The sequence below is a fragment of the Nocardia callitridis genome (assembly GCF_039543305.1).
Taxonomy (GTDB): domain Bacteria; phylum Actinomycetota; class Actinomycetes; order Mycobacteriales; family Mycobacteriaceae; genus Nocardia; species Nocardia callitridis.
The window spans coordinates 877,805-893,135 of record NZ_BAABJM010000002.1 but is presented as its reverse complement, the minus strand read 5'-3'; the positions used below and the strand labels follow the sequence as shown (position 1 = coordinate 893,135).

Annotated in this window: 15 protein-coding genes and 1 riboswitch; of the genes, 6 read left to right on the top strand and 9 right to left on the bottom strand. The window is 67.6% G+C overall.

What is annotated here, in order from left to right; translation table 11 throughout:
- The first annotated feature begins 56 nt into the window (after positions 1-56).
- Positions 57-608, top strand: coding sequence for a TetR/AcrR family transcriptional regulator (locus ABEA50_RS12860; protein ID WP_345495536.1), 552 nt, complete (start codon positions 57-59; stop codon positions 606-608).
- A gap of 229 nt (positions 609-837) precedes the next feature.
- Here the strand turns inward: ABEA50_RS12860 and ABEA50_RS12855 are convergent, their stop codons facing one another.
- On the bottom strand, positions 838-1,239 hold the full coding sequence (locus tag ABEA50_RS12855) for a PPOX class F420-dependent oxidoreductase (RefSeq protein WP_345495535.1): 402 nt from the start codon (positions 1,237-1,239) through the stop codon (positions 838-840).
- An 81-nt stretch (positions 1,240-1,320) separates the two neighbouring features.
- Between ABEA50_RS12855 and ABEA50_RS12850 the strand changes: the two genes are divergently transcribed.
- From ABEA50_RS12850 to ABEA50_RS12835, 4 genes are all read left to right on the top strand, one after another.
- Positions 1,321-2,076, top strand: a complete 756-nt coding sequence (locus ABEA50_RS12850) for an SDR family NAD(P)-dependent oxidoreductase (RefSeq protein WP_345495534.1) — start codon at positions 1,321-1,323, stop codon at positions 2,074-2,076.
- 145 nt (positions 2,077-2,221) lie between these two features.
- Positions 2,222-3,487 (top strand): precorrin-6y C5,15-methyltransferase (decarboxylating) subunit CbiE, encoded by a 1,266-nt coding sequence (gene cbiE, locus ABEA50_RS12845; protein WP_345495533.1) that lies wholly within the window; start codon positions 2,222-2,224, stop codon positions 3,485-3,487.
- A 75-nt stretch (positions 3,488-3,562) separates the two neighbouring features.
- Positions 3,563-4,186, top strand: a complete 624-nt coding sequence (locus tag ABEA50_RS12840; protein ID WP_345495532.1) for a hypothetical protein — start codon at positions 3,563-3,565, stop codon at positions 4,184-4,186.
- Positions 4,183-4,926, top strand: a complete 744-nt coding sequence (locus ABEA50_RS12835) for a cobalt-precorrin-6A reductase (RefSeq protein ID WP_345496546.1) — start codon at positions 4,183-4,185, stop codon at positions 4,924-4,926. Before ABEA50_RS12840 ends, ABEA50_RS12835 begins: the two co-directional genes overlap by 4 nt.
- Before the next feature lie 987 nt (positions 4,927-5,913).
- Here ABEA50_RS12835 and ABEA50_RS12830 read toward each other — a convergent pair.
- The 8 genes from ABEA50_RS12830 to ABEA50_RS12795 all read right to left on the bottom strand — a co-directional run bounded on the left by ABEA50_RS12830 (position 5,914) and on the right by ABEA50_RS12795 (position 14,450).
- Entirely contained in the window at positions 5,914-6,438 is a 525-nt protein-coding gene (locus ABEA50_RS12830) for a PadR family transcriptional regulator (protein WP_345496545.1), read from the bottom strand.
- Between the two features lie 168 nt (positions 6,439-6,606).
- On the bottom strand, positions 6,607-7,026 hold the full coding sequence (locus ABEA50_RS12825) for a hypothetical protein (RefSeq protein WP_345495531.1): 420 nt from the start codon (positions 7,024-7,026) through the stop codon (positions 6,607-6,609).
- A 30-nt stretch (positions 7,027-7,056) separates the two neighbouring features.
- Positions 7,057-9,105, bottom strand: coding sequence for a precorrin-2 C(20)-methyltransferase (locus ABEA50_RS12820; RefSeq protein WP_345495530.1), 2,049 nt, complete (start codon positions 9,103-9,105; stop codon positions 7,057-7,059).
- Positions 9,102-9,737, bottom strand: a complete 636-nt coding sequence (locus ABEA50_RS12815; protein WP_345495529.1) for a precorrin-8X methylmutase — start codon at positions 9,735-9,737, stop codon at positions 9,102-9,104. The genes ABEA50_RS12820 and ABEA50_RS12815 overlap by 4 nt, the downstream gene beginning before the upstream one ends.
- A gap of 321 nt (positions 9,738-10,058) precedes the next feature.
- Entirely contained in the window at positions 10,059-11,402 is a 1,344-nt protein-coding gene (cobG, locus tag ABEA50_RS12810; RefSeq protein WP_345495528.1) for a precorrin-3B synthase, read from the bottom strand.
- Between the two features lie 12 nt (positions 11,403-11,414).
- The gene (locus ABEA50_RS12805) at positions 11,415-11,741 is read right to left on the bottom strand and encodes a winged helix-turn-helix transcriptional regulator (protein ID WP_345495527.1); all 327 of its coding nucleotides are present in this window, start codon (positions 11,739-11,741) and stop codon (positions 11,415-11,417) included.
- Positions 11,742-11,749: 8 nt separating this feature from the next.
- Positions 11,750-12,385 (bottom strand): DUF4352 domain-containing protein, encoded by a 636-nt coding sequence (locus ABEA50_RS12800; protein WP_345495526.1) that lies wholly within the window; start codon positions 12,383-12,385, stop codon positions 11,750-11,752.
- Positions 12,386-12,881: 496 nt separating this feature from the next.
- Complete coding sequence (locus ABEA50_RS12795; protein ID WP_345495525.1) at positions 12,882-14,450, bottom strand: MFS transporter; 1,569 nt, start codon at positions 14,448-14,450, stop codon at positions 12,882-12,884.
- 129 nt (positions 14,451-14,579) lie between these two features.
- Between ABEA50_RS12795 and ABEA50_RS12790 the strand changes: the two genes are divergently transcribed.
- Positions 14,580-15,209 (top strand): TetR/AcrR family transcriptional regulator, encoded by a 630-nt coding sequence (locus tag ABEA50_RS12790; RefSeq protein ID WP_345495524.1) that lies wholly within the window; start codon positions 14,580-14,582, stop codon positions 15,207-15,209.
- Positions 15,186-15,308, top strand: a riboswitch (cobalamin riboswitch). (Overlaps the previous gene by 24 nt.)
- Positions 15,309-15,331 lie beyond the last annotated feature (23 nt).

Below are 15,331 nucleotides of genomic sequence, written 5' to 3'. Positions count from 1 at the left end.
CGGTCGACGCATCGGCGATCATAACGATCGTTCACACGGGGTGCTAGCATCCCACGGTGGACAGGAGTCGGAAGATTCTCGATACCGCCGCGGAGTTGTTCTACGAGAAGGGCTTCCACGGCACCAGCGTGGACGAACTCGGAACCCGCGCCGGACTCAGTGGCCCGGCGCTCTACCGGCACTTCTCCGGTAAGGACGAAATCCTCGCGACCCTGTTCACCGAGGCGATGGACCAACTCATCGATGCGGTGGAGCCCATACTCGACGATCCCGCTCGCGATTTCGAACGCCTCGTGCGCCACCATGTCGAATTCGCGGCGCGTCATCGCCATCTGGTGAACGTGACCCAGCGCGAGGATCGCTCGTTGGTCGACCCCTGGCTGCGCTCGGTCAATCGGCGGCGCAAGGAGTACGTCCGCGCCTGGGAGGCCGCCGTCGGGCGCTGTCTACCTTCCGCCACCGACGCCGAAATCGCCGTTGCCACCCAAACATGTCTCGGCACGATCTTCTCGATCGCCTACTGGCCCACCAAGGTCAGCCGCACGGCCGGTCTCGCCGATCTCATCGTCGGGCTCATCGACGAGGGAATCGATACGCTGCGGCGTTAGTGGTCGTTGCCGCTGGGGTGGTCGAGGGTCTCGCCGGGCGATGGTGTGAGCGTGCGGGTTCGCGGTCGCGCCCATGGGCCCAACGTGCGGCGACACCCGTCGTCCATGCGGCCGATGCCGCTGTGGCAGCGCCGCACGAATTCCGGCTCACTCGGCGTCGATCGAGCCGATATCGATGAGGGAGCCGTCCGATTGCGAGACCGGCGCTGCCGGGTGAACGATACTTCGGCTACGTTGCCGGATTCGCGGGGGCGAGCAAGGTGGCGCTGCCCAACGCCCGGCGAACCCGGATGGCGATCGCGACGCGCTCGGGGTTCTCGCGCGGGACGCGATAGCGTGCGCCGTAGCGGTCGCAGGCGTCGGCGATGTCGGTGGGGTCGTCCAGGATCGAGGCGGGGCCTTCGAGGGTGAGCCAGCGTGGGCCGTCGACCTGGCTCACCGCCGCGTATCCGGAGCGGCGCACATTGCGCGCCTTCACCGAGCCGCCGCCGGTGATGACTCGGACGATGCCCGCGTCGGGATCCCAGGTGAAGCCGACAGCCACCACGTGGGGGGTTCCGTCGGCGCGCAAGGTGGTGAGGGTGGCCAGGTGTCGCTCGGACACGAATTCGATACCTGCGGTAGACAGCATCACTCGACTCTAGCCACCGCCGAATCCTGTGGTTGTGTCGGCGAATGTCGAGGCCCGTGCGGTGGATGACAGACTGGGCGAATGGGTGCGAGAGGGATAGTCGACGGGCCGGTGTTGCTGCTCGGTGGGCGCAGCGAGATCGGGCTCGAGGTGGTGCGGCGGCTGGCCGAAGGACGAGAGGTGATCCTCGCGGCGCGGCGCAGCGCCGAACTGGTCGAGCAGAGCGCGCTGGTCGAGGCGGCGGGTGCGACGGCGGTGCACCTGGTCGAATTCGACGCCGACGACACCGCGGCGCATCCCGCGCTCCTGGAACGGCTCGTCGCCGAGCACGGTCGCCTCGCGGTGACCGTGCTCGCTTTCGGAATCCTCGGTGATCAACAACGTGCGGAACAGGATTCGGCGCACGCCGTGCAGGTGCTGCACACCGATTTCCTCGCTCAGGTCAGCGTTCTCACCCCGCTGGCGAATCTGCTGCGCACCCAGGGTGACGGCCACATCGTGGTGTTCAGTTCGATCGCGGGGGTGCGGGTGCGCCGCGCCAATTATGTCTACGGCGCAGCGAAGGCGGGGCTCGACGGTTTCGCCAACGGTCTCGCGGATGCCCTGCACGGTAGCGGGATTCACTTGTTGCTGGTGCGCTCGGGCTTCGTGATCGGACGAATGACCGAGGGAATGGACCCCGCGCCGTTCTCCAGCACCCCCGGCCAGGTGGCCGATGCCGTGGTCGCGGGTCTTCGTCGGCGTTCGGCGCGCGCGGTGGTGCCGGGCATCCTGAATCTGGTGTTCTTCACGATAAGGTTGCTGCCACAATGGATTTGGCGCAGGATGCCGCGATGAGCGGGTGGTCGGCGAGGGCTCGCATCGCACTGCCGCACACGCTGTCCCCGCGGCCAGGGGCGGCGGTTCGGAATATCCACCGCGGATCGTGCGCGAGCGAGGATTTCGTCGCGATCACCCGGGTGCGCCGGTGGCGGGGGTGTCGATGACGGTGGCGTGGCACGGTCGGCCGATCGAGGTGGTCGGGGTCGGCGCCGACGGAATCGACGGACTCGGACGATCCGCGCGGGACGCCATCGACGCCGCCGACCTCGTGGCCGGGTCGCGTCGTCAGCTCGACCTGGTGGGGGTCGCGGGGGCGCGGCGGATCGAGTGGCCGTCGCCGCTGGTCCCGGCGCTGCCGGGGCTGCTGGAGCAGTGGCTCGGTCGACGGGTCTGTGTGCTGGCCAGCGGTGACCCGATGTTCTACGGAATCGGTGTCACCCTCGCGCGTCTCGTCGGCGCCTCGGCGCTGCGGGTGTTGCCGCAGCCGTCGTCGGTGTCGTTGGCGTGTGCGCGGCTCGGGTGGGCGCTCGCGTCGACACCGGTGGTCAATGTGGTGGGCAGGCCGTTGTCGACGGTGCTACCCGAACTGGTCGACGGTCGACGGGTGCTGGTGCTGAGCGAGGACGAGCGCACCCCGGGCGCGCTGGCGGATCTGTTGACGCGCAATGGGTTCGGGAAATCCTCGGTGACGGTGCTCGAACAGTTGGGTGGGTCGCGCGAGCTGCTTGTTTCGGGCGTCGCCAAGCGGTGGGACCGCCCGCACGGCGACTCGTTGAACATCGTCGCGCTCGATTGCGTCGCTGAGCGTGACCTTCGCCGCGCCACCCGCATTCCCGGTCTCGACGACGAATTCTTCGGTGGCGATGGACAACTCACCAAACACGAGGTGCGCGCACTGACGCTTTCGGCGCTCGCACCCGCGCCGGGTGAACTGCTGTGGGATATCGGCGGTGGCTCGGGCAGTATCGCGATCGAATGGAGTCGCACCCATCCCGCCTGTCGGGCCGTCACCTTCGAGCGGCTAGCGCGCAGGCGTACCCAGATTGCCGATAACGCCGAGGCGCTCGGTGTTTCGCGGCTCGAGATCCGCGGCGAATTCGTGGGGGAATCAGCGGCGGCGCCGACTCCCGACGCGGTGTTCCTCGGCGGCGGGCTCACCGCCGATGGCGTCTTCGAGACATGTTGGGCACGACTGCGCGCGGGCGGACGGCTGGTGGCCAATGCCGTGACGGCGGAATCGGAATCGGCGCTGCTGGCTTTGTCTGCCGAGCATGGCGGTGAACTGCGGAAATACCAGATCTACCGTGCCGAGCCGCTGGGTGGGTTCCGCACGTGGCGGCCGCAGTTGCCGGTGACGCAATGGTGGGCGGTGAAACCGGGCGGCCTCGGCGAGGAAAGCTCCCAAGCGCAGGAAAGTCGGCGGTGAACCTGTCGGGCTCTGGGGGTAATGTCGTGTTTCGAGTTCCGATCATGCTCGGAACCTGTCCTACTGGGGAGATAGATGAAGTACAAGAAGTTTGCCGCCACTGCCATTCTGGCCGCGGCCGCCACCGGAATCACCGCGGGCACCGCGTATGCCGAGCCGGTTCCCGCGCCGCCCGTGGCGCAGCAGCAGTCCGGCGCCGCGCAGTCGGTGACCGGCGAGGATCAGGGCGTCGAGTACGCGCTGGCACTGGCCGACGAGGGCAAGTCCGTGGTCACCTCGGTGACCGGCGGCGCGTTCAGCCTCGCCTCGGACAATCAGTCGGTGAGCCTGAAGAACGCCGAGGGCGCCACCGTCACCACGATCCCGCTCACCGCGACGGCCAAGGGGCAGCAGGTCCCGATCGCCGCGAACATCTCCGAAGACGGCACCAGGGTGACACTCACCCCTGAGCTGGCTCCGACCGCGGCCGCGCCCTCGACCGCCGAGTTCATCGGCGCGCAGGACTGGTTCTTCGCCGAGCTGCAGCGCGCGTCGCTGGGTGCGGCGGTCGGTGGCTTGATCGGTGCCGCCGTCGGCATTCTGTTCTTCGGTGTCGGCATCCTGCCCGGTGCGGTGCTCGGTGCCATCATCGGTCTCGCCGTCGCCGGTGGGCCGGAGTTGCTGAACGCGGGCATCGCCTACTTCAGCGGCCAGCCCTGAGGGTTCTGATTCTGGGCGGTACCGGCGAAGCCCGGCACCTTGCCCAACTCGCTTCCGGCGAGCGAGGATTCGACATCGTCTCCTCGCTCGCCGGTCGCGTTCGCGACCCTTCGTTGCCCAGTGGGGAGGTGCGCATCGGCGGATTCGGTGGTGCGACCGGTCTCCGAGAGTGGTTGACGGACAACCGCGTCGACGCGGTCGTCGACGCGACTCACCCGTTCGCCGCGACAATCACCGAGAACGCGACCACGGCCGCCGCCGAAGCCGGTGTGTCTCTCGTGCATCTGCGTAGACAGGGATGGTCCGCGCAGCCGGGGGATCGCTGGACCCGAGTGCCCGACCTTGCGACCGCGGCGACCGCGACCGCCGATTTCGGCCCCCGCATCTTCCTGACCATCGGCCGCCAGGGCGTGCATGCTTTCGCAACTGTGACCAGCCATTGGTTCCTGATCCGCGCCATCGACCCGCCCGAAGGCGCTCTCCCACCGCGGCATGAGTTATTGCTTGCCCGTGGACCTTTCACGGTAGCGGCGGAATCGGAACTCCTCGCCGACCACCGCATCGATGCCTTGGTCACCAAGGACAGCGGCGCCCCCGACGTCACCGCCAAGCTCACCGCCGCCCGCGAAGCGAACCTCCCCGTCATCATGATCAACCGCCCCCCGCTCCCCGAAAACACCCTCATCACCGAAACGGCCGCCGCCACCCTCGACTGGCTCCGTGGTCTCCGAAAGCACTGACCACCAGGCCCCCGGACACTCCGACCCCCAACGCCACCCGCATGCTCTAGCTGATCGTGAAAGTAAGCGGTTGCCGCCGGTGTCCTGGTGAACCCCTCACCGCCCGAACTGCCGACTCTGTGCCCTACTGACATGCGGCACCGAACACAGCATGCGCTGCACGCCGAACGGTAGGTACACGCCCCCGACGATCCGGTGAACCCGGTAAACCTCCACCACCCCAACAAACTCAGCCCAACGACTAGCCGCCTGAACACGTGTTCCGAGCGTCAGTGAGACCGACACAGCAAGTTCACGGCCGTCTCGCGTTCGAGTACCCGGTTCGACGCGCACCCCCGGCTACCCGGTGAAACCGCCACGTCCCGCACCCAACTCAGCCCTCCCTACGAGCCGCCTGAACACGTGTTCCGAGCGTCAGTGAGACCGACACAGCAAGTTCACGGCCGTCTCGCGTTCGAGTACCCGGTTCGACGCGCACCCCCGGCTACCCGGTGAAACCGCCACGTCCCGCACCCAACTCAGCCCCCCTACGAGCCGCCTGAACACGTGTTCCGAGCGCAGCGAGACCGGCACGGTAAGTTCGCGGCCGTCTCGCGTTCGAGTGCCCGTTTCGTAGGCGACGAAGGAGCAAGAAACGGGTACTCGAACGCGAGACTCAGGGCCGCGAACCACGCGGCGCCAGCCGCCAAAAACACAGCGAGGAAGCGCTCGCCCCCGCGTATCACCCCGCCGCCTACCTGGTGCCGGTTCCTCGCCCCCGCGTATCACCCTGTCGCCTAACGCGGCCCCCCGGATCCCCCCGCCCCGGGCGTTGCGGCCACACCAGTCCTTTCGCCCGCGCATCACCCCTTATCTGCAACCACCCAAACATGCAGATACCAGCGTTCGCACGTCACCGCACCAATAGCCGGATCTCGCGAGACAGCGCCGAAACCTGGCGAAATCTCCACCGCCCGCACTTGATTCGGGAGTGATCGGTGAGTACCTCTACTGCTCGAGCAACCCCGGCAACCGCTCGAACCACTCCAACACCGCGCGCTCGTACCGAATCCCGAAGTCGAGCGTCGCACGCGCGTACGGTGACTTCTCCGACGGCTCCTCGGCGAGATACCTGGCCAGCCGGTCGTGATGGATCTGGCTGTTGGCGGCGATGATTCGGTTCAGGCGCCCACGGTCGAGGTGGTCGCCGAACGAGATGGTCAGCAGCAGGGGGACGCGGATGGTCTCGCTGCCGGGATCGCGGGTGATCCACTCGAGGAACGCTTCGCGGCCCTCGTCGGTGATCACGTAGGGGGTGCGGTCTCTGGCGCCGGGCGGGCCCTTTTCGACCAGTCCGATGGTGTCCATGGTGCCGAGTTCCCGGTAGACCTGGCTCTGGGTGATCGTCCAGAAATCGCCGATGCGTGCCTGTGCCTCGGTGGCGAGGTCCCAGCCGGATTTCGGGCCCTCGTGCAGGAATCCGAGCAATGAGGCCGCGGTGGAATTGAGTTTGCGTTTCGGTCCCGAGCCCACCGCCGAGGGGTCGGTCTTGCGTGCGGTGTTCGTCTTCGCGGTCTTGGTTTTCGCGGTATTGGTCTTCGTCACGGTATTCGTCAACGACAACTCCCTTCGCGATCAACACTCCATAGTGGAATGTAACACGAACGCCCAGCCACAGCGGGCCACGGCCGCATCGCCGCCCTACCGTCCGCCGATCAACTGGTCGAGACGTTCGAGTACCTGTGCCATGCCTTGCTCGAGGCGATTCTGCCCGTCGACGAGTTTCGACTGGCTCGCTTCGAGTTTCGACTGTCCCCGTTCGAGGCGGCCCTGCCCCTGCTCGAGAACGGTCACGCGGCGAGTCAACTCACCGACATTCTGACGCAGTTCACCCACGTCCTCGCGTAACACCACCACATCATCGGTGATCCGATGGGAGCGCTCGTCGATCCGGTCGATACCGTCGAGCGCCTTCCTGGTGAGCGCGGCCACTTCGCCGAGGACATCACCCTGCTCGTCGAGCTGTTCACCGTGCTCGTCGAGCGCCTGCTCGCTCGCGGTGGCGCGCGCCTCCAAAGCGCGTGCCCGCAGCGTCAGTTCCGGCAGTGTCGCCGCCACCATCCCCTCCGATCGTCGGTGCGTCAGGAGATCCTACGCGCCGCCGGTCGCCGCGTCGCGCACGCCGCCGTAGCGCCGCGAGGTATAGACGAGGGGGCCGTGCTCGGTCTCGCGCATGGCGGTGGTCGACGCGCCGATGATCAGCAGCGTGCGCATGTCCACCTCGGCGGGATCGAGTTCGCCGAGCGCGACCACCCGCACACTTTCGGTGGGGCCACCCACATCTCGGCCCACCACCACGGGGGTGTCGGGCTTGCGGTGCTCCAGCAGTAGATCGCGCATGGCTCCCACCTGCCAGGTGCGTTGCGAGGAGGCGGGGTTGTAGACGGCGATCGCCATATCCGCTGCCGCCACCGCGGAAAGCCGTTGGGCGACAACCTCCCACGGTTTGAGCCGATCCGACAGCGAGATGGTCGCGTAGTCGTGCCCCAGCGGCGCGCCGACTCGGCTCGCGACGGCATTGGCGGCGGTCAGGCCGGGCAGCACCTGAACCGAGACGTGCTGCCAACGTGGGTCGCTCGACTCCTCCAGTACCGCCGCCGCCATCGCGAACACGCCGGGGTCGCCCGACGACACCACCGCGACCCGTGCGCCACGCCCGGCCAGATCCAGTGCCATCGCGGCGCGTTCGGACTCGACCCGATTGTCGCTGGCATGCCGACGCTGACCCACCCGCTCCGGCACCCGGTTCAGATAGGTGGTGTAGCCCACGAGATCGGTGGCCTCGGCCAGCGCGGCGCGCACTTCGGCGGTGGTCCATTCCGGATCGCCGGGACCGAGTCCGACGACCACGACTCGGCCGGTGGGGGCGCCGCTCGTCCTCGGTTGCTCGGCGAGGATCTGTTCGGCCGCGGTAGTGCGGAGATTCGGCGGTGTACTGGCCGAGGGTGTGGGGGAGGCGACGCCATCGACCAGTGGGTTCGACGCTCCGTGCGGGACACTTCGCGCCGACTCCGAAACACTGGAAAACGACTGCGCGGCGGTGACATTCGACGGCGATTGCGCTGACGGCACAGTGGGGGATGCGTGGTGCCGGACGCTATCCGTTGCTGCCGAATCGGCGGAGTGTGGCTGTGGGGGAGTGGTCGTCGGCGGAAAATCTGTTGGTGGTGTGGCGGAGGGCTGGGCGATGTCGGTTGGTGTCGAACCAGAGGAGGGCGGCTGTGTCGAAGCGATAGTCGAAGACGAGCCCGATATCGGTGGAACTGATTGGGTGGCGAGCCTCGCGGGGGCCCTCGTGTCAGAGGCCGCTGTCGTGGCGGAACGATCGTTGCCGGTTATTGATGACTTGGCGGAAAAAGGTTGCTCCGCAGCGCTATTCGGTGAATCCGTGCGGATGGGCGCGGTGGGTTCCGGGCCGGGGACGAGGGTGATGGCGAAGTAGGGGACGTCCGCGTCGGCGACCGCGTCGGCGCGCAGCACGCGCTGTCGGGTGCTGCTGGCTCGCTCCACGTAGTAGGCGCGGTCGAGCTTTCCCGAGTCCGAAAGAGCCTGGCGCACACCGGGGTAGGTGCGGCCAAGCTTCATGATCGCGGCGGCGTCGGCGTCGCGCAGTCGGCGGGTGAGTTCATCGGTGGGCAGGGTCGCTGGCAGCACCGTCAATACCTGTTCGCCCTCCACCAAGGGTGTCGCCAGCGCGGCCGACGCCGCGCTCACCGAGGTGATGCCCGGCACGATCTCCGCGTCGAATCGGTCGGCCAGGCGTCGATGCATATGCATGTAGGAGCTGTAGAACAGCGGATCACCCGCCGCGAGCAACGCGACCGACCTGCCGGCGGCGAGGTGTTCGGCGAGTCGCCGCGCGGCCTGCTCGTAGAACTCGTCGATGGCACCCTGATAGCCGCCGGGATGGTCGGTGGTCTCGGTGGTTACCGGATAGACGAGGTGTTCCTCCAGTTGGCCTTCGCGCATATAGGGCTGTGCGATGCCGCGCGAGATGCTGCGCCCGTGTCGCGCGCTGTGAAACGCGATCACGTCCGCGGCGTCGATCACCCTGGCCGCCTTCACCGTCACGAGCTCGGGATCGCCAGGACCGAGGCCGACGCCCCACAACTTGCCCGGCGTGACTGTCGCCTCGTTCATTCCTGTTCGCTCGCGATGGCATTGAGCGCCGACGCGGTGACCGCGCTGCCGCCGCGCCGACCGCGAACGGTCAGGTACTCGAGCCCCGCGAACTCGATGAGCGCGTCCTTGGATTCGGCGGCGCCGATGAAGCCGACCGGGATACCCAGTACCGCGGCGGGGCGCGGCGCACCCGCCGCGATCAGGTCGAGCAGATGGAACAGCGCGGTCGGCGCGTTGCCGATCGCCACCACAGCGCCCGCGAGGTGCTCGTGCCACAACTGCACCGCCGCCGCCGACCGCGTATTGCCGAGGCGCGCAGCCAGTTCCGGCACCGCCGGATCGTCCAAAGTGCACAGCACCTGGTTGTCCGCCGGTAGCCGCTTGCGTGTCACGCCGGAGGCGACCATCTTCGCATCGCACAGAATCGGCGCACCCGCCCGCAACGCCGCCCGCGCCGCCGCGACCACGCCCGGGGTGTAGGCGATATCGTCGGCGAGATCGACCTGGCCGCAACCGTGGATCATCCGCACCACCACCTGCGCCACATCCGGGGGAAACCCCTTGAGCCGCGCTTCGGCCCTGATCGTCGCGAACGAACGCCGATAGATCTCGGCGCCGTCGGTGAGGTAGTTGGCACGTACGTCGGACATGCGGTCAACAGTAAGAGTGTGGGGCGGGCGGTATGAGTGCGGGTCGGATTCCGGGCAGCGGTGGTGCTGGTGCGGCTGTGGAGTGGTTGATGCTCGCGCGGCTGTGGCCTCGGGTGCTGATAGAGACGTGGGCTGTCGCTGGGCGTGAGTGGTTGGGGGCCGACGCCACGTCGGAAGAACTTCTGCGTCAGCTGCGAGCCGCAGTGCGCAAAGCACACGTGGGATCGGCCGGATGAACATGGGCGTGTCGACGCGAATCACCCGGTTGCCCGCCGAGTCCGTGGTTTTCGTGCCGGTGACCATCGAGCCGGATCGCCGCGGTCAAGGTGCGGCAGGCGAAGTGCTGCTCCGGGGTCGCTCGAGGTCAGGACTGTGTGCGGAAGGGGAGTGTTGGCGAATGTTCGAACCCGAGGTGCTGGGTGCGGGGAGTTTTGGTGAGCTATTCGGGGGTGTGATGGTGTAGCCGTCGGGGGTGGCGGTGATGTTGATGGTGGGGGTGGCGGGTTGGCCGCAGTGGCGGGGGCACGCTGACCAGTGTTGGCGGCCGAAGGCTATCGGCTCGGAGGTTGCCGTTGGTTGGGTCGAAAGCGCTTGGTGTGTGGTCGTAGTCGGCCCTGCGATGGCGGTGGTGTCTGCTGGTTGGACGCGGCCGGTTTCGACGGCGCGTGCGGCGTCCGCGCGGACATCGGTCAATGCCTTCGCGCAGCCGGGCTGGCCGACGCAGGCGCTGACCAGCAGCCACGGCGACTCCGCGTCGAAGATCAGGCCCATAGGGGCGAGGACGCGTACCACCTGTTCGGCGACGGACTCGGTCAGGTCGGTGACGAGGAGGCCGCGCCACGGGGTGACGATGACGGTTCGTTCGATGGCGGACAGGAACAGGGCGGTGCGTGCGGGGAGCGCACCGAATCGGACGCCCGCGCCGAGGGCGACCGCGCCGTCGTCCTGATCCAGCCAACCGATCGGCGCGGCGGGTGCCGGCGACGGAGCGGCCGGGTGCGCGGCGGCTGTGCGTCCGAGCTTCGCCAACAGGCGAGGTACGCCGTCAGCGAGATCACGCACCCGCCACTGTTCGGTGTGCTTGCCGCGCACAGCGAGAAAGGCACGCGCTGCCGCGAGCAGCACCTCGACGGCCTCGTCGGCCGGAAGTCGGACCCCGGTATCGGAACCGCCGAGCAGGAGGGCGAATTCGCTTGCGCCGGTGGCTTGTACGCCGATATCGCCGTCGAGGGCGCTGACATCGCCGCGCCCGTCGTCGAGGGTGAACAGGAGTCGTCCGGGGAGCTCGGCCAGGGTGGGGTCGGCGAGCAACGCGGCATCGAACTCGGTGAGAAGCCCGCGCACATCCGCGAGCGATCCGACAAGACCCGACAGCGGTGAGGAAGCGATATTGCGCACCCGCTCGTGGGTGTGGCTCGGCAACAACCCGACGGCATCCAGCCGATCGGTCAACTCTCGCGCGTCGCTCACCTGCCTGAGCTGAACATTTCCCCTGGACGTGAGCTCGATGAACCCGTTCCCGAGCTCATCCGCGGCCTCGGCGAGCACCCGCACCTGCGCCGATTCGAGCCTGCCACCCGGCAGCCGAATCCGCGCCAACGGACCGTCGGCCGCGGCGTGCAGTCGCAGCACACCGGGGCAGGAATCGAGGTCTCCGCGCGTCATATCGCGACCAGTTTACGGATGCGCCCGCAGCGTCGCGCATCCTGCGGTCCCGAACGTATGGCAACCAGCGCCGGATCCGGGTCCCGCCCGAGAGACGGTGACCGTCGCGGAATTCGCGTCGAGGGCAGCGCGGACCGCGTCGCCGTCCGCCCTCGCCCACTCGGTCGATGTGTGGATGGGATCGATCAACCTCGCCCCGAGTTCCGTGAGCTCGTACTCCACGCGCGGCGACACTACCTCGGTGAACGCGTGGCGGCCGACGAGTCCGTGCGACTCCAGCCGTCGAAGCGTCGTGCGGGAGGCCGACGCAGGTCGGTGCCCGACGCGAGAACCGGCCAAGAGTTGGTTCAGTTCAGCGCCACACGCGTACCACCGGAGAACATCGAATCGTGGAATTCCACAGCCGCAGGAGCGGTTCCCGGCGGTACGTCGAAGACGATCGCGGTGGTGACCTTGTTCCCGGGATTGATCTCACTGAGCGTGCTGTTGTCGTTGGCGGCCAGCTCGGCGCCGGTGCTGTTGGTGAATTCGCGACCGCTGGCGTCGATCAAGGTCTGGTTTTCGCCGAAGTAGCTCTGTGGTTCGCCGCCGATATTCGCGACATTCACGTGGACGACGATGAACTGCCCCTGCGCTGACTGTTGCGTGTAGGCGTTGTCGCCGACGGTGGTCGACGGTGGGTCGACCTGGGTGATCTGGAAAGCGAATTTCCCGTCTTCGACCTCGCTGCCAGCTGGCGCGGTGCTGGCGGAGCCGGTACTGACGCTCGAAGTCTCGTCGAACACATTCGACACGAAGGCCACGCAGCCGACGCAGGCCAGCACGAACACCCCGAACAGCGCGAACAACACCCACGGCCACATTCGGCGCCTGGGTGGTTGCGGGGGTGGCGGGTATCCGGGATAGCCCTGATATCCGGGTCCGTAGGGTGGCGGCGGCTGTCGGTCCGGCGGCCATGGTTGTTGTGGGGGTGGTGTGTTCACGACACTCCTTCCGCTTGGCGACAGCGAGGCCGCGCTGTCCGGCCGGACCCCTCGACCTTCCTATAGCGAATAGGGATAAGTGTGTTACAAGTCACAAATAGACCAGTTGGTTGGTTATTCGCAACTAGCTCGCCGTCGCCCGGCCGGGGGCCCCCATCGCGCACCGGCGACGATCACCTGGCTCACTCGCCGATCGGCAGAGCCTGTTGTGCCGCCCAGCCAGAACAGCTGGTAGTGACCATCGGCGGCCGAGAGGGGGTGCCGATACCTGTGACACCGCCTTCTGGCCATCCTGCGAGGACATCCTCGCAGGCGAAGAACCGGACCGGGCATCGAATATCACCAGTTGACGCCGACGTCAGAAGCATCGGCGCCGGCGATGTCGCGACCGCCGAATATCGCGTCGTTCGGTTCGGCTCCCCGAGGTGGTGTCGGGCGGCTGCTGGCTGATCGCGGTGCTGGGCGCCGACCGCGGTGGTCAGCAACCGTCGACGCGTCAGTTCGGGACCGGAGCCTTCGCGGAATCCACCTGGGAAGCATCGGATTTCGCCGACGCATCCGGTTCGCGCCTGCGTCCTGGCGCCCAGAATGCGACCACTGCGGCGGCGGCCAAGGCGCAGATGCCTAGCGCGATCGCGGCTTGGCCCGCGCCGTGGAGGAAGGAGATCTTGGCGAGTTCGGCGAGTTGGTCGCCCGCGGGCCCGATTCGACCGGTGATTTCCAGGGTGGCGGCGAGCGAGTCGCCGACCGGCCCCCGTGCGGCCTCGGGTACCAACGGCAGCGCTGGTGCGATCCGATGGCTGTACCCGGCGGCCAAGATGCTGCCCGCGACCGCGATGCCGATCGCGGCGCCGATCTCGCGGGCGGCGTCGTTCACGGCCGCCGCGACACCGTGCTTCTCGACCGGGGTGCCGGTGACGATCGCCGCCGTGGCGGGCGAGGTGCACAGGCCGACGCCGGCGCTCATGATCAGCAGCGACCACAGCAGGTCGAAATAGGTGCTGTGGATGTCGAGGCGCGCCAGGGTGAGAAACGAGATGCCGATCACCGCCAGGCCGATGCTCATCGGCAAGCGGGGCCCGAAACGCTCGGCGAATCGGGGGATGAACACCGCGATGAGGACCATGGGCACCATCATCGGTGCCAATACCACGGCAGAGATCAGTGGTCGATAACCCAGGATGAGCTGAAGGAACTGGACGATCACCATGAAGCTGCCGAAGCTCACCATGAACTGGATGGTGACCACCATGGTGCCGCTGCCGAAGCCGCGTTCGGCGAACAACTTGATATCCAGCAGCGGATGGGCGACCCGCGATTCGATCCACACGAACAACCCCGCGGCCACCGCGCCGCCGAGGAATCCGCCGAGCACCACCGGCGACAGCCATCCCCGTGTCGGCGCCTCGATCGCGGCCACCACGACCAATCCGACAGCGGCGGCGACCGCGGCCGAACCCCACAGATCCAATGCCGGTCGTTGTTCATCGACCGACTCGGGGACCGTGAACGCGGCCGCGAGCAGTGCCAATCCGGCTAGCGACATACCGAGGAAGATCGACGTCCACGACCAGTATTCGAGCAGGAGCCCCGAACCGATGATGCCGAGAATGGCTCCGGCGCCGGCCATTCCCGCCCACAGGCCGATGGCGCCGCCTCGGCGCTCCTCGGGAAAGCTCGCGGTGAGCAGTGACAGCGTCGATGGCATCACGAACGCGGCGCCCGCACCGGCGAGCGCGCGGGTGCCGATCAGCCAGGTCGGATCGTTGACGAGCAACGGCACCGAAGACGCGGCCGCGAACACGCAGAGTCCCACGATCAGTACGACACGGCGTCCGTAGCGGTCGCCGAGCGCGCCGGCGGGCAGTACCAGGCAGGCCAGCGCCAGGGTGTAGCCGTCGATGATCCAGGTCAGCTCCTTCTGGGTGGAGCCGGTCGCGCCCGCGATCTCCGGGAGGGCTGTGTAGAGCGCCGCCATCGACGCGATCACCAGTGTCACCGCGAGACTGGCGACGACGAGCGTCCACCGTTGCGTGGCGGAGAGGCGGGTCGTGGTGAGTTCCATCGAGCCTCCGAAGTACCATGACAGAGCTAACAGGACTATCAGTATCGCTACGCTACTATCAGTATCATAAGTCGCGGAACAACAACAGACGCAGGCGAGTTCGAGAGGGGACCGGCGCAACTCATGACCATGACCGGTGCAGCCGACATGGATCCACGCAAGGCGCGCTCGCGTACCAGGCTGCTCGACGCCGCCGCGAGCTTGCTGACATCCGGTGGGGTGGAAGCGGTGACGATCGAGGCGGTCACCCGCATGTCGAAGGTCGCCCGCACGACTCTCTACCGGCACTTCGACAGCGTCGTCCGGCTGCGCGCCGCCACGCTGGAACGCCTGCTGCCCCCCGGTATCGAGCCGGCGCCGCAGGGCCCGCTACGCGAACGGTTGATCGATCTGCTGGTTCGACAGGCCGAGGTGGTCGACAACGTGCCCCTCCAGATCTCGACGTTGGCGTGGCTCGCGACGGGCGAGGGCACCGACACCGGCGACGTGAGTGAACTGACGGTGCTGCGGCAACGGCTCATCGAGCAATACCGCGTGCCCTTCGATCAGCTCTTCGATGCTCCCGAGGTGCGTGACCAGCTCGGCGAATTCGACACCACCCAGGTATTGTCGCAGCTCATCGGCCCGATCGTGTTCGTGCGGCTGCTCGGCATCTCCCCGACGACGCCCGCCGATTGCGCGCGGATCGTCGATGACTTCCTCGCCGCGCGATCGGTGCGTGGTGGGCAGGCGGATCGGGCACCGCGGGCCGACGGGTAGCATCTGCCGTGCTCGGCGGGCGACGAGGAAACCGGTGTAAATCCGGTGCGGTCGCGCCACTGTGAACAGCCAGACCCTCTCCGGCGAGCAGCAACCCCCGATGGGCGCGTAACCCGAGGAAG